Genomic DNA, 19,184 nt, shown 5'->3' on the forward strand with positions numbered 1-19,184 from the left:
CCGGATCCCTGCTGCACTGGACCCGCAAAATGATCGAGATCCGGCAGCGCCACCCCGTCTTCGGCGTCGGCAGCTACGTCGAACTGTCCGCCTCCAACCCCTCCGTCCTCGCCTTCACCCGCGAGATAGGAAACGGCGACACCAACCAATGGGGCGGCACCGACACGGTGCTGTGCGTGAACAACCTGTCGCGCTTCCCGCAGCCGGTGGAACTGGACCTGCGGCGGTTCCGCGGATCGACGCCGATCGAGTGCATGGGCGGCGTGCAGTTCCCCGCCATCGGCGACCTGCCGTACCTGCTCACGCTCCCCGGCCACGGGTTCTACTGGTTCCTGCTGCCGCCCCCGCCCGACGAACCGCCCGCCGAGCGGGTGATGTGACCGTGGGCGGCGGTGCGGGCCACGGCGGCGACCCGTCCCTCGTCCGGCTGCTGGCCGGCTGGCTGCCGCGGCAGCGGTGGTTCGGCGGCAAGGACGCCCCCATCGACGACCTCGCGATCGGCACCGCCACCGAACTGCGGACCGGGGACCCGGGCCTGCACCACCTCGTCCTCGACGTCCGCCAGGGCGGCGCCACCGAGCACTACCAGGTCCTCCTCGGCGTCCGCCGCGACCTGCCCGAGCGGCTGCGCCCGCACGAGATCGGGCTGCTCGCCGGGGCGGCCGGGATCGCCGGCCACGCCTACGACGCCGTCCACGACCCCGAGCAGACCCGGCCGCTGCTCGCCCACATGGCGGGCGAGTCGGTCATCGGGCCGCTGCGGTTCCGCCGCACGCCCGGCACGGGCATCCGCACCGACCTGGACGGCGCGCCGTCCACCGCCGAGCAGAGCAACACCTCGCTGGTCTTCGGCGACGCGTACATGTGCAAGCTGTTCCGCAAGCTGACGCCGGGCGTGAACCCCGATCTGGAGGTCAACCTCGCGCTCACCCGCGCCGGCTGCGAGCACGTCCCCGCCGTGCACGGCTGGATCGAGCTCGCGCCCGGCGACGGCGCGGGCGGTGAACCCGTCACGCTCGCGCTGCTGTCGGAGTTCCTGCGCAGCGCGGCCGACGGATGGCAGCTCGCGCTCACCAGCGTCCGCGACTGGTTCGCCCGGCAGCCCCCGCCCGGCCCGCCCTCCGGTCCGCCGGCCGCGCTCACCCCGGACGACGCGGGCGCGGCGGGCGGCGACTTCGCCGCCGAGGCCGAACGGCTCGGCGCCGCCACCGCGCAGGTGCACCGCGACCTCGCGGACGCGTTCGGCGTGACGGCCGCGCCCGCCGAGCGGCTGCGCGCCCTGGCCGCCGGGATGAACGAGCAGCTCGACGCGGTCGCCGAGGACGTCCCGCAGCTGCGCCCGCACGCCGCCGCCGTCCGCGCGGCGTTCGCGGAGGTCGCCGCGGCCGGCGCGGAGCTGCCGTTCCAGCGGGTGCACGGCGACTTCCACCTCGGCCAGGTGATGCGCACCGACCACGGCTGGGTGCTGCTGGACTTCGAGGGCGAGCCCGCCCGGGCGCCAGCGGAGCGGCGCGCGCCCGGGCACCCGCTGCGCGACGTCGCCGGGATGCTGCGCTCGTTCGAGTACGCGGCGCGGTTCCTGATCGCCTCGGACGGGAACCTCGCCCCCGGCACGGCCGACATGCTGGAGCTGCGCGCCCAGGCGTGGGCGGAGCGGAACCGGGCCGCGTTCTGCGCCGGGTACGCGGCGGCGGGCGGCCCCGACCCGGCCGCGCACGCGGCGCTGGTGCGGGCGTTCGAGTTCGACAAGGCGGTGTACGAGATCCGGTACGAGGCGCGGAACCGGCCGTCCTGGCTGCCGGTGCCGCTGCGCTCGCTGGAGCACCTGGCCGGCCGACACGGGCCCATTTCAAAGGTCCGGTTCAGAGGTCCGGGTCACAGGTCGATGGAGTAGTCCAGGACGACGCGGTCGGCGGGGATCACGATGTCGCGGCAGACCTCCATGACCGAGGCGCGCGACAGCATCCGGCGGGTGATGGCGATGACCGGGACGCCGCCGCCCATCCGCAGCGTCTCGGTCTCCTCGGGGGTCGGCATGCGGGAGCGCACCGCCTCCTCGACGCGGGTCGGCGGGTGGCCGAGGTAGGCCATCTGGGCGAGCGTGCCGCCGGGCCACGGCTCGCGCTCCGGGTCGGCGACGGGGGTGCCGCCGACGAGGTCCCACAGCAGGTAGTTGACGGAGATCTGCGACGGCTCGCCGCGCGCGTAGAACACGAACCGGCGGCGCAGCAGTTCCGTGCCGGTGGGCAGTTCGAACAGCGCGCCGAGGTCGTCGTCCGCGCGCACACGGGAGTACTCCTTGTCGAGCCGGTACTCCTGCCAGCTGATCTTCTGGTCGCGGGTGAAGGTGGTCTCGGGCACCGCGAGCGGCCTGGTCACGGCGCGGTAGCGCTCCATCGCGACCCGGCGGGCGGGCGGCACGACCCGGACCACGGTGCCGCCGCCGCGGCGCGTCTCGACGAGCCCCTCGGTGCGCAGCAGCGCGACCGCCTGCCGCACGACGATCTCCGAGACGCCGTGCGCGGCGCACAGCTCCGCCATGGTCGGCAGCCGGGTCCCCGGCGGGAGGCTGCCGTCCCGGATCCCCTCTCGCAGCGTGTCGGCGATGCGCAGGTAGGCGGGACGGTCCGGCACCGGCGTCACCTCCCCTTCGTTCCGGCGCGCCCCCGGTCAGTCGACGCGGTGGTCATTCGATGCGGTGTTCGATTTCGCCCCCTCCTTCCCGTCACTCATACCTAGCCGGCCGCTATCCGCGGGGGCATGGTCCGCTTACGGACAGCTTGACACCTCTCAGACCGAGTAAGACTTTTGTATACAGAAGAGCCGCCTCGGGGAAAGGACGACCTTGATGGGCGACTTCGACGATCTGAAGACGGCCATCGAGGGGGAATTTCCGGGCTGGCAGGTCTGGCGCAGCGACGCCGGGCGCTGGTACGCCACCCGGAGCGGCGATCTGACGGACGCGCAACTGCAGGCGGGATGTGCGATGACGGTGGCCGCGGACGATCCGGCGGGGCTGCGCGAGCTGCTGCTCGAGCAGGCGCGCGGGGACGGGTGAGGCGGCCGCGGTGAGGCGTCGCGGGGAGCGGCGCGGCCCGGTCCGCAGGCGGGGGCGGACCGGGCCGGAACGCTCCGGTACGGAAGGTACCTGTGTCGCTGAGGTGACACAGGAATGGATCCCAGGGCGGCGGGGTCGGTGTCACCCCTGGGGCCAGGTAGACGTGACCGCATGGACGGCGCAATCGGCGCGACCCCTGACAAAGTGTCGTGCCGTCCATGCGGTCGCAAATCGTCCTCGCCCCGCCATGTGAGTTCGCCCGATCTCGGGGCACTCCTACAGGGAAACGGCATCAAGGCTGTTCCCGGGGACGGCCCCGGGCCCCGGATCCCGGGCGATGCGAGCGATGTGCGAGGAGGCCATGACGCCATGGCACGGGTGACGCGCGCGGAGATCGACCGGCTCGTCGGCGGCGACCACCACGATCCGCACGGCGTCCTCGGGGCGCATCCCGGCCGGGACGGGGTGACCGTCAGGGCGCTGCGCCCGCTGGCGGACAAGGTCGAGGTCGTCCTGCCGAACGGGGACCGGCACCCGCTGCGGCACTTCCACCAGGGCGTGTTCGCCGGGACGCTGCCGGAGTCGGCGTCGCTGGCCGGCGGCGGCGAGGACGAGGCGCCCCTCGCGGTCCCCGACTACCGGCTGGCGGTGACGTACCGGGACGGCATCGAGACCGTGCAGGACGACCCGTACCGGCACCTGCCGACGCTCGGCGAGCTCGACCTGCATCTGATCAGCGAGGGACGGCACGAGGAGCTGTGGCGGGCGCTGGGGGCGCGCGTGCGGACGTACGCGTCGGCGTTCGGACCGGTGTCCGGCACCGGGTTCGCCGTGTGGGCGCCGACGGCGCGGGGCGTGCGCGTGGTCGGCGACTTCAACCACTGGGACGGCCGCGCGCACCCGATGCGGTCGCTCGGGTCAACGGGCGTGTGGGAGCTGTTCGTCCCGGGCGTCGGCGACGGCATGTGCTACAAGTTCGAGATCCTCGGCGCGGACGGGCAGTGGCGCACCAAGGCCGACCCGATGGCGCAGCACACCGAGCGTCCCCCGGCGACGGCGTCGCGTATCTACACCTCGTCCTATGCGTGGGGCGACGGCGACTGGATGGGCGCCCGCAAGGAGCACGAGTGGGTGCACGAGCCAATGAGCGTGTACGAGGTGCACCTCGGCTCGTGGCGTCCCGGGCTCGACTACCGTGAGCTGGCGGAGGAACTGACCTCGTACGTGAAGGACATGGGGTTCACCCATGTGGAGTTCCTGCCGGTGGCGGAACACCCCTATGGGCCGTCCTGGGGCTACCAGGTGACGTCCTACTACGCGCCGACGTCCCGCTTCGGCACCCCCGACGACTTCCGGTACCTCGTCGACAAGCTGCACCAGGCCGGTATCGGCGTCATCATCGACTGGGTGCCCGCGCACTTCCCCAAGGACGAGTGGGCGCTGGCGCGCTTCGACGGCACCGCCCTGTACGAGCACGAGGACCCGGCCCGCGGCGAGCATCCCGACTGGGGCACGCTGGTGTTCAACTTCGGGCGCGCCGAGGTCCGCAACTTCCTGGTGGCGAACGCGTCGTTCTGGATCGAGGAGTTCCACGTCGACGGGCTCCGCGTAGACGCGGTCGCCTCGATGCTGTACCTGGACTACTCGCGCAACGAGGGCGAGTGGACGCCGAACGTCTACGGCGGCCGCGAGAACCTGGAGGCCATCTCGTTCCTCCAGGAGATGAACGCGACGGTCTACAAGCGCAACCCGGGCGTCCTCACCGTCGCGGAGGAGTCGACGGCCTGGCCGGGCGTGTCCCGCCCCACCCATCTCGGCGGCCTCGGCTTCGGGTTCAAGTGGAACATGGGCTGGATGCACGACACCCTGGAGTACCTCCGCCACGAGCCCGTGTTCCGGCACTACCACCACAACGAGATCACGTTCTCGCTGGTGTACGCGTTCGCGGAGAACTACGTCCTGCCGCTCTCACACGACGAGGTCGTCCACGGGAAGGGGTCGCTGCTCAGCAAGATGCCGGGCGACACCTGGCAGCGGTTCGCGGGGCTGCGCGCCCTGCTCGCCTACATGTGGTCGCACCCCGGCAAGCAGCTGCTGTTCATGGGCCAGGAGTTCGGGCAGGGCGCCGAATGGGCGGAGGAGCGCCCGCTCGACTGGTGGCTGCTCGACAACGCCGCCGAAGGGGCGCTGCATCTCGGGCTGCAGAAGCTCGTCCGCGAGCTCAACCGCGCCTACCGCGCGGAGCCCGCGCTGTGGTCCCGCGACAGCGACCACGAGGGGTTCCGCTGGATCGACGGCAACGACGCCGGCGGCAACACCCTGTCCTACCTGCGGTACGGGACGTCCAAGGACGACGCCGAGCCGCCGGTGATGGCCTGCGTCGTCAACTTCGCCGGCACCCCGCACGAGGACTACCGCATCGGCCTGCCCAAGGAGGGCGGGTGGCGAGAGGTCGTCAACACCGACGCCTACGAGTACGGCGGCAGTGGCGTCGGGAACCTCGGCCGCGTCGAGGCGGCCGCCGAGCCGTGGCACGGGCTGGAGGCCTCCGCCGTGCTGCGCGTCCCGCCGCTCGGCGCCGTGTGGCTCGTCCCGGAGTGATCGGGCTCTAGGGTGGCGCCATGAGCGCCGCGCAGCACCTGCACATCGTCCCGTCCGAGTTCCTGGTGGAGCATCTGCCGAACGCGACGTTCCCCGAGGACGACGAGTGGATCGCGCTGGTCCGCGCCCCCGAGGGCCTGACCGTCGTGCGGGAGGCGTCGCCGTTCACCGAGGCGGAGCGCTGGGTCGGCTTCTACGGCGACGCCGGCCACGGCCTCGACCTGCCCGGCATGCTCGCCGCGGTCGTCGGGCCGCTCGCGGACGCCGGCGTGCCGGTGTTCGTCGCCTCCACCTACCACGCCGACCTCGTCCTGGTGCCGGACCACCGGCTGAAGGACGCGGCGCAGGCCCTCCGCGACGCCGGCCACCGCGTCTCGGACCGCTGACCCGGGCCGGCGCTGACCGGGGAGCCGCGGATCAGCGCCGTTCGAGGCGGTCGATGAGCCAGCGGGGTCCGGTGACGTGCGCGCCGGCCGCCTCGCAGCGGGAGCGCAGCCCCCGGTCCGCCGTCACGACCAGGTACTCGGTGTCGGGCTCCGCGTCCCGGACGAGGTCGACGATGCGGTCGTCGCCGCTGCCCGCCGCCGCCACGACCCGCACGCCGTCCACCGGCTCGTCCGCCACCGGCCGCGCCGCCCCCTCGACGACCAGCACGACCTCCGGGTAGCAGCGGTCGAACGCGACGGGGCCGGGCGGCAGCCCCTGGACGCCCTCGCCGAGCACCGCCAGCGCGTCGCGGAGCCGGGCGTTGGCGCCCGCCCGGTCCTTCCACCAGCCGTCCGGCCGGGACCCGACGACGTTCGCGCCGTCCACCACGAGCACCAGGCCCTTCATCGCCTCCCGCAGCAGCGGCCACGACCTCTCGAACGGCGCGAACAGCTTGCGGTCCTCGACCTCCTCCTCGCGGACCCACTCGGCGCGGCGTGTCTCCCGCGACGCCGGCTTCACGTGCACCTTCTCGTCGAGCGCCCCGATCACGGACGTGAACGCCCAGCCGCCGTGGTCCTCGATGCGGGTACCGCGCACGCGCACGAGCCCGGTGTCGAGCGTGCACTCCTCGCCCGTCTCGCGCAGGGCGCCGGTCACCGGGTCCTCATGGCTGTGCGTGGCGCCGCCGAACATCCCCCACGTGCCGCCGCCGAGACCCCACCAGGCGCGCTGCTGCAGCAGGATCCACATCTGGCCTTCCGCGTCGCGGTGGTAGGCCAGCAGGCCCGCCGCGCCGTACCGTCCCCAGTGCGTGTGCCCCAGGTCGCAATCGGCCCAGCCGTCCCCATCGCCCATGGAGCGACGATATCCGCTCGGTGACGCAAGTACGGTGGTGCCGTCGTTCGGGGGGCCGACCCTGGTCCCCCATGCCGGAGGAAGCCGAAGATGCCCGTTCAGCCCCTCGTCCCCGACGATCCCCGCGAGATCGGCCGCTACCGGCTGACCGGACGGCTTGGCGAGGGCGGCCAGGGCGTCGTCTACCTCGGCGAAGGGCCGTCCGGGGAGCGCGTCGCGGTGAAGGTCCTGAAGAACGCCGACGCGCGGGCCCGCGAGCGCTTCGCCCGGGAGATGGCGGCGGCGCGGCAGGTCGCGCCGTTCGCCACCGCCGCGGGGCTCGACTCGTCCGCCGAGGGCCCGCTCCCCTACGTGGCCAGCGAGTTCGTCGACGGTCCTTCGCTGCAGGAGCGCGTCGCGGACGCGGGCCCGCTGCGCGGCGGGGACCTGCAGCGGCTGGCGGTCAACACCGCGAGCGCGCTGGCCGCGATCCACGCCGCCGGGATCGTGCACCGCGACCTCAAGCCCGCCAACGTGCTCCTCGGTCCGGACGGCCCCCGCGTCGTCGACTTCGGGATCGCCCGCGCGATCGACGCCGAGACCCGCACGCAGATGGTCGGCACCCCCGCCTACTTCGCCCCCGAGTGGCTGCGCGACCGTCCGCCGACGGTGAAGTCGGACGTGTTCGCGTGGGCGGGCACCATGGTGTTCGCGGCGACGGGGCGGCCGCCGTTCGCCGGCGCGGTGACGGTCGAGGCGATGATGCACCGGATCGCCACCGCCGACCCCGACCTCACCGGGGTCCCGGATACGCTGCGCCCACTGCTCTCCGAGTGCCTCGCCAAGGACCCGGGCCGCCGCCCGTCCTCCCGCGACCTCGCGATGCGGCTGATCGATCCCACGACGCGTCCCGCGCCGGACGTCACCCGGCCGCAGGCGCCCTATGGGGGTCCGCCGGTGCCGGTGCCCCCGGCCCCAGGCCCGAACGCCGGCGGGGGCGCGTCCCCGTCCGGGCCGGCCACGGACCCGTTCGCGCCGCGCAACCTCACGCAGCCGCACCCGCAGCCGCCGGTCCCCGGACCGCCGCCGCCCGCCCATGACGGGCGCGGTCACGGCAGGAGCACCCGGGTCATCGTCGCGGCGGCGGCCGCGGTCGCCATCGCGTGCGCGACGGCCGTCATCCTGCTGACCAAGAGCGGGGACTCCGACACGCCGGTCACCGCGTCGTCGCACGGCTCGCCGGCACAGAACTCTTCGTCCGCCTCCCCGTCCCCGTCCGGCGGCGGGAACGGCTCGGGCGGGGCCGGCGGGTCGCTGCCCGCGGCGTTCGGCGGGACGTGGGAGGGCACGCTGACGCAGCAGGGCGGCATCACCATCGGCGACGTCAGCACCACGGTGACGGTGCACCTGACCGGCGGGAGCGACGGCGGGACGGCCGAGTACCTCCGGTGGGGCTGCCAGACCCGGCTGAAGGTGTCCAGCGTGTCAGGTTCCAAGGTCGACTTCGACGAGACGACGATACGCAGCACCGGGAGCGAGGGGTTCTGCACGGGCGGGCCGGTGTCGCTGGAGCAGGTGTCCGGCGGCCTGCGGTACACCTCGACCGGCATCGGCACCACGTCGGGGACGCTCCACAAGATCGGCTGATCCGATCCCGGTGACGAAGGGCACAGTGCCGCGCGGACGGTACGCCGAATAACATTCGGTGCGAGACGTCGCATGATCAGGGGAGACACGAGTTGAGCGTCGAGGCGGAACCGGCGGCCTTCGGGGAGACCGCGCGGATGTGGGACACCCTGACGGGCGCCGAGCTGATCCAGGCCATGGCCGACGGTGCGTTCCCTCAGATCTCCGACATCAACGATTACATCGGGCAGGTCATCACGGCCGCCGAGCCCGGTCGCGTCGACATCGCCTGGACGCCGGCCGAGAAGCTGTGCAACCCCGGCGGCACCGTGCACGGCGGCTACATCGCCATGATCCTCGACAACGCCGTCTGCCTCGCCGGCAGCAGCACCTGCGAGCACTTCATGCCGATGCTCACGCTCAACCTCAACATCGACTACCTGCGCGGCGTCCGCGCGGGCGAGACCTACACGGTCACCGGGACGTGCGTGCACCCCGGCAGGACCCGGATGGTCGCCAACGCCGTCATCAGCGACGCGCAGGGCCGTCCCCTCGCGCAGGCGTCGGCCAGCGTCCTGCCGAACAAGGCCTTCGCCCGCAAATAGGGCCGGCGCTCCTCCTCGCGGCGGAGGGCGCGCGGGACCCGGGGCGGACCGGGCGCCCGCGGGCGAACGCATAGGCTGGGGCCATGGTGGATCCCGGAACCGTCGTCAACGTCATCAAGCAGGCCCGGGACCGGCGGACGGCACCGCTGATCCTGGAGCTGGACCTCACCGAGGGGATCGTGGAGACCGCGCCCGCGGACCCCATCTCGGCGATCATGTCCATGCGCCGGACGAATTTGCGCGACGTGCTCGACGGGCTGCGCCGCGCCCGCTCCGACCACCGGGTGAAGGCGCTGGTGGTGAAGGTGACCGGCGGCGTCGGGCTGGCCCTCGCGCAGGAGCTGCGCGAGGCCGTCGCGGCGCTGCGCGACGCCGGCAAGCTCACCGTCGCCTGGGCCGAGACGTTCGGCGAGGGCGGCCACGGCACCGTCCCGTTCTACCTCGCCACCGGGTTCGACAAGGTGTACCTGCAGCCGACCGGCGAGGTCGGGCTGACCGGCGTCGCGCTGGAGGAGCCGTTCTTCGCGGGCGCGCTGGAGAAGGCGGGCGTGCGGCCCCGGTTCGCCAAGCGGTACGAGTACAAGACCATGGCGAACACCTTCATGGAGAAGGCGTACACGCCCGAGCACGAGGAGTCGTCGCGGCGGCTCGTCACGTCCCTCGGCGAGCAGATCACCGCGGGCATCGCCGCCGCCCGCGACCTGCCCGAGGACAAGGTCCGCGACCTGACGGACCGCGGCCCGCTGCTCGCCGGCGAGGCGCTGGAGGAGGGCCTCGTCGACCACCTCGGCTACCGCGACGAGGTGTACGCGTTCCTGCGCAAGGAGTTCGGCGCGGACGCGCAGCTGCGCTACGTCTCCCGCTACAACCGGACGCACGGCCTCGCCCGCCGCATCCCGCAGCCGGGCCGCCAGGACGTCGTCGCGCTGATCAACGGGCAGGGCCCGATCCGGCTCGGCCGCTCCGGCCGCGGCGGACCGCTGCCGAACTCCGGCCCCGCGATGGGCTCCGACACCGTCGGCGCCGCGTTCCGCGCCGCCGTGAAGGACGACCGGGTCAAGGCGATCGTGTTCCGCGTCAACAGCCCCGGCGGGTCGGCCGTCGCGTCCGACGCGATCTGGCGCGAGGTCGTCCTCGCCCGCCGCGCCGGCAAGCCGGTGGTGGTCTCGATGGGGAACGTCGCCGCGTCCGGCGGCTACTACGTCTCGATGGCCGCCGACACGATCGTCGCGCAGCCCGGCACCATCACCGGCTCGATCGGCGTCGTCGTCGGCAAGGCCGTGGTGAACGACCTGCTCGACCGGATCGGCATCGGCCTCGGCTCGGTCGCGGACGGCGACCACGCCCGCATGTTCAGCGCCACCAAGGACTTCAGCGACTCCGAGTGGGAGCGCATCAACGCCTCTCTCGACAAGATCTACGACGACTTCACCGCGAAGGTCGCGCAGGGCCGCGAGCTGTCCCGCGAGCGCGTCCACGAGCTGGCCCGCGGCCGGGTCTGGACCGGCGCCGACGCCCGCGACCGCGGCCTCGTCGACGAGCTCGGCGGCATCGACACGGCGCTCGAGCTGGCCCGCAAGAAGGCGGGGCTGCCCGCGGACGCGCCCGTCCGCTCCTACCCGCACACCTCGCCGCTGGAGCGGCTGCGCCCGCCGGAGTCCAGCGAGGACCGCACCGCCGCGTCCGCCCGGTTCGACGGATGGGGCTCGCTCGGCGGCCTCGCCGCCCGCCTCGGCCTCCCGTCCGCCGGCCCGCTGACCCTGCCCGGCACCTGGGAGATCCGCTGACCCCCTCCGATTTCGTCGAGGCGGTCGCGGGGTTCGCCACCGGGGTCGTGGTGCTGACCGTCCGGGACGGCCGCGACGACCTCGGCACGACGGTGACCTCGTTCATGTCGGTGTCGCTGGAGCCGCCGATGGTGCTGGCCGGCGTGGCGTCGTCGTCCTACCTGGCCGAGGTGCTGTCCCGCACGGACCGGTGGGCGGCGACGGTCCTCGGCGCGGGCCAGCGCGCCCTCGCCGGCCGGTTCGCCGCCGAGGGCCGCCCGAGCGCCCGCCTTCTGCTCGCCAGTGAGCCGCACCACCGCGGCGAGGCGTCCGGCGCCCTGATCCCCGATTCGGGCGTCACGGCCCTCGAATGCGAGACCCGGCAGCGCATCGAGGCCGGCGACCACACCCTTTTCACCGCCGAAGTCCTCACCACGGACTACGTCGCCCGCGATCAGAAACCGCTCATAAGAGTCAACCGCCGCTATCTTGGGGGCGAATAAGGTGCCGGATCGCGATGATGGCGACATGACGACGAACGAACTTGCATTCCAGCGACTCCTGTCGCTCGATGACTATCTCGCGCTGGACGAGGACGTCCAGCGCGACAACGAAGTCGTCGAGGGCCGCCTGGTGCCCCGGGAACCGCGCAGCCGACCGCACCAGAAGACGGCGTTCCGGCTCGCCAACGCCTTCGAGGCCGCGGTGCTCAAGTACAAGGCGTCCCCCTCAGGGGAACCGGCCACGTGCTACGAGATCAACACGGAGGTGCCGCTTCAGCTGCGGGAGGTCCCGCTGACGGTCCGCATACCCGATGCGATCGTGCACCGCTGCCGCGGGCAGTTCGAGATGCTCGAGGCGCAGGACGCGGTCATCGTCGCGGAGGTGGTCTCGCGCTGGCCGGTTTCGCGGGACCGTATCCACAAAATGGGCGAATACGCCAAAGCACTTATCCCGCACTACCTGATCGTCCAGTTCGATGAACTGGGTGCGACCATCGTCGAGCACTACGCCCCGATAGGAACGGATACGTCCTATTCGAGGGTCGGTATCGCTCACCGGGACCGCGATATATGGGCGCTCAATGTGACCATACCGTTCGAAATCCAGATCGGGTGGCCCGACCTCGCGGTGGCCATGCCCGCCTGACGGTCAGATTCGGTGGCCGGCCTTCCAGACGACGTGGGTCTGCGGGACGCCGGGGCGGTAGGCGAGATGGACGTGGGACGGGGCGTCCAGCACGTGGACGTCCGCGCGCGCGCCGACGGCGAGATGGCCGACGTCGGTCCGGCGCAGGGCGCGGGCCCCGCCGGCGGTGGCGGACCAGACGGCCTCGGCCGGAGTCATGCGCATGTCGCGGACGGCCACGGCGATGCAGAACGCCATGCTGGAGCTGTAGCAGGAGCCGGGGTTGCAGTCGGTGGCGAGGGCGACGGTGGCGCCGGCGTCGAGGAGCCGGCGGGCGTCCGGGTAGGGCTGGCGGGTGGCGAACTCGACGCCCGGCAGCAGCGTCGCGACGGTCCGGGACGAGGCGAGCGCGTCCACGTCGGCGTCGCCGAGGAACGTGCAGTGGTCGGCGGACGCGGCGTCGAGCTCCACGGCGAGGCGGACGCCGGGGCCCTCGGTGAGCTGGTTGGCGTGCAGCCGGGGCATGAGCCCGGCCTTGATCCCGGCCTCCAGCACCTCGCGGGCCTGGTCGGCGTCGAACGCGCCCCGCTCGCAGAACACGTCCACCCAGCGGGCGTGGGGCGCGCACACGGCGAGCATGTCCGTGGCGGCCAGCCGGGCGTAGCCGGCGGCGTCGTCGCCGTACTCGGACGGGACGACGTGCGCGCCGAGGTAGGTGACCTCGTCGGCGACCTCGGCGGCGATGCGGACGGCGCGCTCCTCCTGGTCGACCGTGAGGCCGTAGCCGGACTTGCACTCGACGGTGGTCGTCCCCTGCCGCGCCATCTCGCCGACCAGGCGGCGGAGGTTGCCGCGCAGGTCGTCGTCGGACGCGGCGCGGGTGCGTTCGACGGTGGTGCGGATGCCTCCGGCGGCGTAGGGGCGGCCGCTCATCCGGGCGGCGAACTCCTCGGCGCGCTCGCCGGCGAAGACGAGGTGGGCGTGGGAGTCCACGAAGCCGGGCAGGACGACGCGTCCGGCGGCGTCGAAGGCCTCGTCGGCGGCGGGGGCCTCGGCCGCCGGGCCCGTCCAGGCGACGGCGCCGTCCTCGATCACCAGCGCGGCGTCCCGGACGATGCCGAGGGGCCCGTCGCCCCGGCCCGGGTCGTTGGTGACCAGTTCCCCGATGTTGGTGATGGCGGTGCTCAAGCGGGCTCCTCGCGGGTGGCGGACTCGACGGCGGCGGCCAGCGCGGCGGGCACGTCGTCGACCAGCAGGTGCCGGCCGTCGTGCACGATCTGGCGTCCGGACACGACGACGTCCCGGACGTCGGCGGCGGTGGCGGCGAACACGGCGGCCTCGGCGGCGTGCGCGCGGCCCGCGCCGGCGGTGCGAACGGAGTCGAGCGCGACCGTGACGAGGTCGCAGTACGCGCCGGGTTCGAGGCGCCCCGCCTCGGGCCAGCCGAGCGCGTGGTGGCCGCTGGACGTGGCGGCGGCGAGCAGCTCGCCGGCGGTCCAGTGGCCGCGGACGCGGGTGCGGAGACGTTCGTCCAGCTCGACGGCGCGGGCCTCCTCGAACAGGTCGATGGCGGCGTGCTGGTCGGAGCCGAGGCAGATGGGCGCGCCCGCGTCGGCGAGGCGCCGGGCGGGGCCGATGCCGTCGGCGAGGTCGCGCTCGGTGGTCGGGCACATGCACACGCCGGTCGTGGTGGCGCCGAGCAGGCCGATGTCGTCATCGGTGAGGTGGGTGGCGTGGACGGCGGTGCTGAGCGGGCCGAGGGCGCCCGCCTCGGCGAGCAGCCGCGCGGGCGTGACGCCGTACGCGTCGAGGCACGCGGTGTTCTCGGCGGGCTGCTCCGACAGATGGACGTGCAGCGGCGCGCGGTGCTCCTTCGCCCAGGACGCGACGGCCCGCACCTGCTCGCGGGGCACCGCGCGGACCGAGTGGATCGCGGCGCCGACGCGGGCGTGCGGCCTGTCCGCCTTGTCGGTCTGCTCGTAGAGGGTGTCGACGCGGCGGGCCCAGTTCCCGGCGCTGCCGTCGCCGAACCGCAGCTGCGGGCCCTTGAGCGGCTCGCCGATGCCGCCGGTGAGGTAGCAGGTGTCCAGCAGCGTGATCCGGATGCCGGCGTCGGCGGCGGCCGCGATCAGCGCCTCCCCCATCGCGTTCGGCGCGTCGTAGGGGGCCCCGCCGGGACGGTGGTGCAGGTAGTGGAACTCGCCGACGCAGCTGATCCCGGCGAGCGCCATCTCCGCGAACACCGCTCTGGCCAGCGCCCGGTAGGAGGCGGGGTCGAGGCGGTCGGCGACCTCGTACATCTGGTCGCGCCACGTCCAGAACGTCCCTCTGTTCATCTGGACACGGGAGCGGAGGGCGCGGTGGAACGCGTGCGAGTGCGCGTTCGCGAGGCCCGGCAGGGTCAGGCCGGGCAGGTGCCGGGCGTGCGGCGGGGCCGGGACGCCGCGCGTGAGGCTGGTGATCCGCTCGCCGTCGGCCTCGATGAGGACGTCGGCCGCCACCCCGTCTCCGAGCCAGGCGAACTGGGCATGCCAGCGCATATCTGGTTCCCTACCCCCGGGCCAGGTCGTCCAGTACCGCCGCGAGGGCCTCGACCCCGGCGAGGCAGTCGGCGGTCTCGGCGTGCTCGGCGGGCGCGTGCGAGACGCCGGTCGGGTTGCGGACGAACAGCATCGCGGTCGGCAGCCGCGCGGACAGGACGCCGGCGTCGTGGCCCGCGCCGGTCGGCAGCACGGGCGCGCCGCCCAGCGCTCCGGCCACCCGGTCGCGCAGCGCCAGGTTGAAGTCGACGATCTCGGTGTAGGACTCCTCGGCGAGCTCCACCGCCACCCGGTGCGGGCGGGCGGCCTCGCGCGCCGCGGCGCCGACCTCGGCCACGGTCCTGCGGACGGCGTCGTCGGCGGGCCCGCGCGCGTCGAGCCAGGCGGTGACGGACGACGCGATCGCGTTCACCCCGCCCGGGACGACCCGGACCTTCCCGACCGTCGCCACCGTCCCGTTGCGCTCGGCGGCGTCGCGGGCGGCGAGGACCATCCCGGCGAACGGGATCATCGGGTCGCGGCGGTCGGCGAGCGCGGTCGTCCCGGCGTGGTTGCCCTCGCCCGCGAACTCCAGCCGCCACCGCCCGTGCGGGACGATCGAGCTCGCGACGCCGACCGGTTCGCGGAGCGCCCGCCCCTGCTCGACGTGCAGCTCGACGTAGCAGCCGACGCGTCCGAGCAGCTCCTCGTCGGGCCCGATGGCGTCCGGATCGAGCCCGGCGCCATGGAGCACCTCGGCGAACGTGCGGCCGTCCCCGTCGGTGAGCCCCCGCGCCCGGGCCGGATCGATCGCGCCGGCGAGCAGCCGCGAACCGAGGCAGGCCACCCCGAACCGGGCGCCCTCCTCCTCGGCGAACGCCGCGATCCCGATGGGCCGCCGCGGCGTCGCGCCGCGCTCGCGCAGCAGGTCGACCGCGGCGAACGCGGACACGATCCCGAGCGGCCCGTCGAACGCGCCGCCGCCGGGCACGGAGTCCAGATGGCTGCCGGTGAGCACCGCCCTGTGCCCCCGATCGACCCGCGGCTCGCCCTCGCCCTCCTCGGGACGCCACCAGGCGATCATGTTGCCGTTGCGGTCGTGCTCCAGGGCCAGGCCGCGCCGGCGCGCCTCGTCGGCGAACCAGGCGCGGCACTCCAGCTCCGGCGGCGTCCACGCGAACCGGTGGTACCCGCCCGTATCCGCGTCCCGCCCGACAGGCAGCAGCGCCCGCCACATCTCCTCGAACCCCAACACCCCTCCTCACCCGAACCTCGTTGACTTGCGGCGAGTCGTCGTTATGGACGCCTTCATAACGACGACTCGCCGCAAGTCAACGCATGGGGATGCGGACGCCGCGGGCGGCGGCGACCTCGGCGGCGCGGTCGTAGCCGGCGTCGACGTGGCGCATCACGCCGGTGCCGGGGTCGTTGGTCAGGACGCGCCGGAGCTTCTCGCCCGCGAGGGCCGTCCCGTCGGCGACGCAGACCTGCCCGGCGTGGATGGAGCGGCCGATGCCGACGCCGCCGCCGTGGTGGATCGACACCCACGTCGCGCCGGACGCGGTGTTGAGCAGGGCGTTCAGCAGCGGCCAGTCGGCGATCGCGTCGGAGCCGTCCTTCATGCCCTCGGTCTCCCGGTACGGGCTGGCGACGGAACCGCAGTCGAGGTGGTCGCGGCCGAGCACGATCGGGGCGCTGATCTCGCCGCGCGCGACGAGGTCGTTGAAGACCTCGCCGGCCTTGTCGCGCTCGCCGTAGCCGAGCCAGCAGATCCGCGACGGCAGGCCCTGGAAGTGCACCCTCTCCCCCGCCATCCGGATCCACCGGGTCAGCGGCTCGTTGTCGGGGAACAGATCGAGGATGGCCTTGTCCGTCCGGGCGATGTCCTTGGGGTCGCCGGACAGCGCCGCCCACCGGAACGGGCCCTTGCCCTCGCAGAACAGCGGCCGGATGTAGGCGGGGACGAACCCGGGGAACTCGAACGCGCGCGCGTAGCCGGCGAGCTGCGCCTCGCCGCGGATCGAGTTGCCGTAGTCGAAGACCTCGGCGCCCGCGTCCTGGAACCCGACCATCGCCTCGACGTGCCGCGCCATCGACGTGCGGGCCTTGGCGGTGAAGCCTTCGGGGTCCTTGCCGCGCTCGGCGGCCATGTCGTCGAACGCGACGCCGCTCGGCAGGTACATCAGCGGGTCGTGCGCGCTGGTCTGGTCGGTGACGATGTCGATCGGCGCGCCGCGCCGCAGCAGCTCGGGGACGACGTCGGCGGCGTTGCCGAGCACCGCGATCGACAGCGGCCGCCGGGCCGCCCTCGCCTCCTCGGCGAGGCGCAGCGCGTCGTCGAGCGAGTCGGCCTTGACGTCGCAGTACCGGTGCTCGACGCGGCGCTCGATGCGGGACGGGTCGCACTCGACGCAGATCGCGACGCCGCCGTTCATCGTGACGGCGAGCGGCTGCGCGCCGCCCATGCCGCCGAGCCCGGCGGTCAGCGTGATCGTCCCGGCGAGCGTCCCGCCGAACCGCTTCTCGGCGACGGCCGCGAACGTCTCGTAGGTGCCCTGCAGGATGCCCTGCGTGCCGATGTAGATCCACGACCCGGCGGTCATCTGGCCGAACATCGTCAGCCCGAGCGACTCCAGCCGGCGGAACTCCTCCCAGGTCGCCCACTGCGGCACCAGGTTGGAGTTGGCGATCAGCACGCGCGGCGCCCACTCGTGCGTCCGGAAGATCCCGACCGGCTTGCCGGACTGGACGAGCAGCGTCTCGTCGCCCTCCAGGTCCGCCAGCGAGCGGACGATGCCGTCGAAGGCGTCCCAGCTGCGGGCGGCCCGCCCCGACCCGCCGTAGACGACGAGGTCGTCGGGGTGCTCGGCCACCTCGGGGTCGAGGTTGTTCTGGATCATGCGGAGGGCGGCCTCCTGCGGCCAGCCCTTCGCGGCGGTGAGCGTCGTGCCGCGCGGCGCGCGAACGGGTCGGGGACCGGACATGTGCGGGCTCCTTAGGAGAGGGGGCCGGTGACGGATTCGGCGGCGGCGACGAGCGAGCCGTCCCGGACCATGGCGGCCGCGGCGGCGATCTCGGGCGCGAGGTAGCGGTCCGGGCCGGGCGGCGGGACGGCCTCGCGCAGCTTCGCGACGACGGCGCCGGTCGCGGGCCCTGGCCGCAGCGGGCTGCGCAGGTCCAGCGCCCGCGCGGCGGTGAGGATCTCGATCGCGACCACCTGCGCGAGGCCGTCCACGGCGCGGCGCAGTTTGCGCGCCGAGTTCCAGCCCATGGACACGTGGTCCTCCTGCATCGCCGAGCTCGGGATGGAGTCGGCGGACGCGGGGGCGGCGAGCCGCTTCAGCTCCGAGACGATCGCGGCCTGCGTGTACTGGGCGATCATGTGGCCGGAGTCGACGCCGGGGTCGTCGGCGAGGAAGGCGGGCAGCCCGGACGAGCGGCCCTTGTCGAGCATCCGGTCGGTGCGCCGCTCCGACATCGACGCGACGTCCGCGGTCGGGATGGCGAGGAAGTCGAGCACGTAGGCGATCGGCGCGCCGTGGAAGTTGCCGTTCGACTCGACCCGCCCGTCCGGCAGCACCACCGGGTTGTCGACGGCGGACGCCAGCTCCCGCGCCGCCACCAGCTCGGCGTGCGCGAGGGTGTCCCGGGCGGCGCCGTTGACCTGCGGCGAGCAGCGCAGCGAGTAGGCGTCCTGGACGCGGGTGCAGTCGGGGCCGCGGTGCGACTCCATGATCTGCGAGTCGGCGAGCAGCGCCCGCAGGTTGGCGGCCGACGCGGCCTGCCCCGGATGCGGGCGCAGCGCCTGCAGGTCGGCGGCGAACACCCGGTCGGTGCCGAGCAGCGCCTCGACGCTCATCGCGGCGGCGACGTCGGCGGCGGTCAGCAGCCGGTGCAGGTCGTGGAGGGCGAGGACGAGCATGCCGAGCATGCCGTCCGTCCCGTTCAGCAGGGCGAGGCCCTCCTTGGCGCCCAGCATGACCGGGGCGATGCCGTGCTCGGCGAGCACCTCGGCCGCCGGACGCAGTTCGCCGGCCGCGTCCCGCACCTGACCCTCACCGATCAGCGCCAGCGCGACGTGCGCGAGCGGCGCGAGGTCGCCGGAGCAGCCGAGGCTCCCGTGCTCGAACACCTGCGGCGTGATCCCGGCGTTCAGCAGCGCGGCGAGGGTCCGCGCGGTGACGGGCTGCACGCCCGTCCGGCCGGTCGCGAGGGTGTGCAGCCGCAGCAGCATCAGCGCCCGGACGACCTCCCGCTCCACCTCGGCGCCCGACCCGGCGGCGTGCGACCGGACGATGTTGAGCTGCAGCTGAGCCCGCATCTCCGGCGGGATGTGCCGGGTCGCGAGCGCCCCGAACCCCGTCGAGACCCCGTAGACCGGCAGCGGGCGCGACGACAGCTCCTCGATGTGCGCCCGTGACTCCCCGATCAGCGTCAGCGCCTCGTCGGTCAGCGACACCTCCGCGCCGTCCCGTGCCACCGCCACGACCTGATCGAACGCCAGCGGATCCGGACCGACCCGAACACTCGTGTCTCCCATGACGAAACCCATACCCACGATTCCACCCGGCGGAGGGCGCCGCGGGGAGGGCCGGGCGGCCGGATCCGTCTCAGATAC

At 73.7% G+C, this 19,184-nt stretch carries 17 protein-coding genes; 10 read left to right on the plus strand and 7 right to left on the minus strand.

Annotated elements, in window-relative coordinates; all coding sequences use genetic code 11:
- The coding region (locus F8568_RS38245; RefSeq protein ID WP_202125823.1) for an alpha-glucosidase C-terminal domain-containing protein at nucleotides 1-380 on the plus strand (380 nt) is incomplete at its 5' end.
- 2 nt (nucleotides 381-382) lie between these two features.
- Nucleotides 383-1,894, plus strand: a complete 1,512-nt coding sequence (locus F8568_RS38250) for a maltokinase N-terminal cap-like domain-containing protein (protein ID WP_151598514.1) — start codon at nucleotides 383-385, stop codon at nucleotides 1,892-1,894.
- Here F8568_RS38250 and F8568_RS38255 read toward each other — a convergent pair.
- Complete coding sequence (locus tag F8568_RS38255; RefSeq protein ID WP_151598515.1) at nucleotides 1,876-2,634, minus strand: GntR family transcriptional regulator; 759 nt, start codon at nucleotides 2,632-2,634, stop codon at nucleotides 1,876-1,878. The genes F8568_RS38250 and F8568_RS38255 overlap by 19 nt on opposite strands.
- A gap of 214 nt (nucleotides 2,635-2,848) precedes the next feature.
- On the opposite strand from F8568_RS38255, the gene F8568_RS38260 reads away from it, so the two are divergent.
- The 3 genes from F8568_RS38260 (at nucleotide 2,849) to F8568_RS38270 (ending at nucleotide 6,045) form a co-directional block, all read left to right on the plus strand.
- Complete coding sequence (locus tag F8568_RS38260; protein ID WP_151598516.1) at nucleotides 2,849-3,058, plus strand: hypothetical protein; 210 nt, start codon at nucleotides 2,849-2,851, stop codon at nucleotides 3,056-3,058.
- Between the two features lie 369 nt (nucleotides 3,059-3,427).
- Nucleotides 3,428-5,659, plus strand: coding sequence for a 1,4-alpha-glucan branching protein GlgB (gene glgB / locus F8568_RS38265; RefSeq protein WP_151598517.1), 2,232 nt, complete (start codon nucleotides 3,428-3,430; stop codon nucleotides 5,657-5,659).
- Between the two features lie 20 nt (nucleotides 5,660-5,679).
- Nucleotides 5,680-6,045: an ACT domain-containing protein gene (locus F8568_RS38270; RefSeq protein ID WP_151598518.1), complete on the plus strand. Its 366-nt coding sequence runs from the start codon at nucleotides 5,680-5,682 to the stop codon at nucleotides 6,043-6,045.
- Nucleotides 6,046-6,076: 31 nt separating this feature from the next.
- Here F8568_RS38270 and F8568_RS38275 read toward each other — a convergent pair whose 3' ends face one another.
- A complete protein-coding gene (locus F8568_RS38275; protein ID WP_151598519.1) occupies nucleotides 6,077-6,943 on the minus strand; it encodes an NUDIX domain-containing protein in 867 nt (288 codons plus the stop codon).
- A gap of 90 nt (nucleotides 6,944-7,033) precedes the next feature.
- On the opposite strand from F8568_RS38275, the gene F8568_RS38280 reads away from it, so the two are divergent.
- From F8568_RS38280 to F8568_RS38300, 5 genes are all read left to right on the plus strand, one after another.
- Nucleotides 7,034-8,569: a serine/threonine-protein kinase gene (locus tag F8568_RS38280; protein WP_151598520.1), complete on the plus strand. Its 1,536-nt coding sequence runs from the start codon at nucleotides 7,034-7,036 to the stop codon at nucleotides 8,567-8,569.
- A gap of 92 nt (nucleotides 8,570-8,661) precedes the next feature.
- Nucleotides 8,662-9,153 carry a PaaI family thioesterase gene (locus F8568_RS38285; RefSeq protein ID WP_236009903.1) on the plus strand — a complete coding sequence of 164 codons (492 nt, stop codon included), beginning with the start codon at nucleotides 8,662-8,664 and terminating at the stop codon, nucleotides 9,151-9,153.
- 83 nt (nucleotides 9,154-9,236) lie between these two features.
- On the plus strand, nucleotides 9,237-10,940 hold the full coding sequence (gene sppA, locus F8568_RS38290) for a signal peptide peptidase SppA (protein ID WP_151598521.1): 1,704 nt from the start codon (nucleotides 9,237-9,239) through the stop codon (nucleotides 10,938-10,940).
- Entirely contained in the window at nucleotides 10,925-11,422 is a 498-nt protein-coding gene (locus F8568_RS38295) for a flavin reductase family protein (RefSeq protein ID WP_236009908.1), read from the plus strand. The genes sppA and F8568_RS38295 overlap by 16 nt, the downstream gene beginning before the upstream one ends.
- A 25-nt stretch (nucleotides 11,423-11,447) precedes the next feature.
- Nucleotides 11,448-12,068, plus strand: a complete 621-nt coding sequence (locus F8568_RS38300; RefSeq protein ID WP_151598523.1) for a Uma2 family endonuclease — start codon at nucleotides 11,448-11,450, stop codon at nucleotides 12,066-12,068.
- A 3-nt stretch (nucleotides 12,069-12,071) separates the two neighbouring features.
- Here F8568_RS38300 and hutI read toward each other — a convergent pair whose 3' ends face one another.
- From hutI to hutH, 5 genes are all read right to left on the minus strand, one after another.
- Nucleotides 12,072-13,235, minus strand: coding sequence for an imidazolonepropionase (gene hutI / locus F8568_RS38305; protein WP_151598524.1), 1,164 nt, complete (start codon nucleotides 13,233-13,235; stop codon nucleotides 12,072-12,074).
- Complete coding sequence (locus tag F8568_RS38310) at nucleotides 13,232-14,587, minus strand: formimidoylglutamate deiminase (RefSeq protein WP_151598525.1); 1,356 nt, start codon at nucleotides 14,585-14,587, stop codon at nucleotides 13,232-13,234. Before F8568_RS38310 ends, hutI begins: the two co-directional genes overlap by 4 nt.
- Before the next feature lie 10 nt (nucleotides 14,588-14,597).
- Nucleotides 14,598-15,818: an allantoate amidohydrolase gene (locus F8568_RS38315; protein WP_236009904.1), complete on the minus strand. Its 1,221-nt coding sequence runs from the start codon at nucleotides 15,816-15,818 to the stop codon at nucleotides 14,598-14,600.
- A 79-nt stretch (nucleotides 15,819-15,897) separates the two neighbouring features.
- The gene (gene hutU, locus F8568_RS38320) at nucleotides 15,898-17,550 is read right to left on the minus strand and encodes a urocanate hydratase (RefSeq protein WP_151598526.1); all 1,653 of its coding nucleotides are present in this window, start codon (nucleotides 17,548-17,550) and stop codon (nucleotides 15,898-15,900) included.
- A gap of 11 nt (nucleotides 17,551-17,561) precedes the next feature.
- Nucleotides 17,562-19,106 carry a histidine ammonia-lyase gene (gene hutH / locus F8568_RS38325; RefSeq protein WP_151598527.1) on the minus strand — a complete coding sequence of 515 codons (1,545 nt, stop codon included), beginning with the start codon at nucleotides 19,104-19,106 and terminating at the stop codon, nucleotides 17,562-17,564.
- Nucleotides 19,107-19,184 lie beyond the last annotated feature (78 nt).

The sequence above is a fragment of the Actinomadura physcomitrii genome, assembly GCF_008923205.2.
GTDB classification, from domain to species: Bacteria; Actinomycetota; Actinomycetes; order Streptosporangiales; family Streptosporangiaceae; genus Spirillospora; species Spirillospora physcomitrii.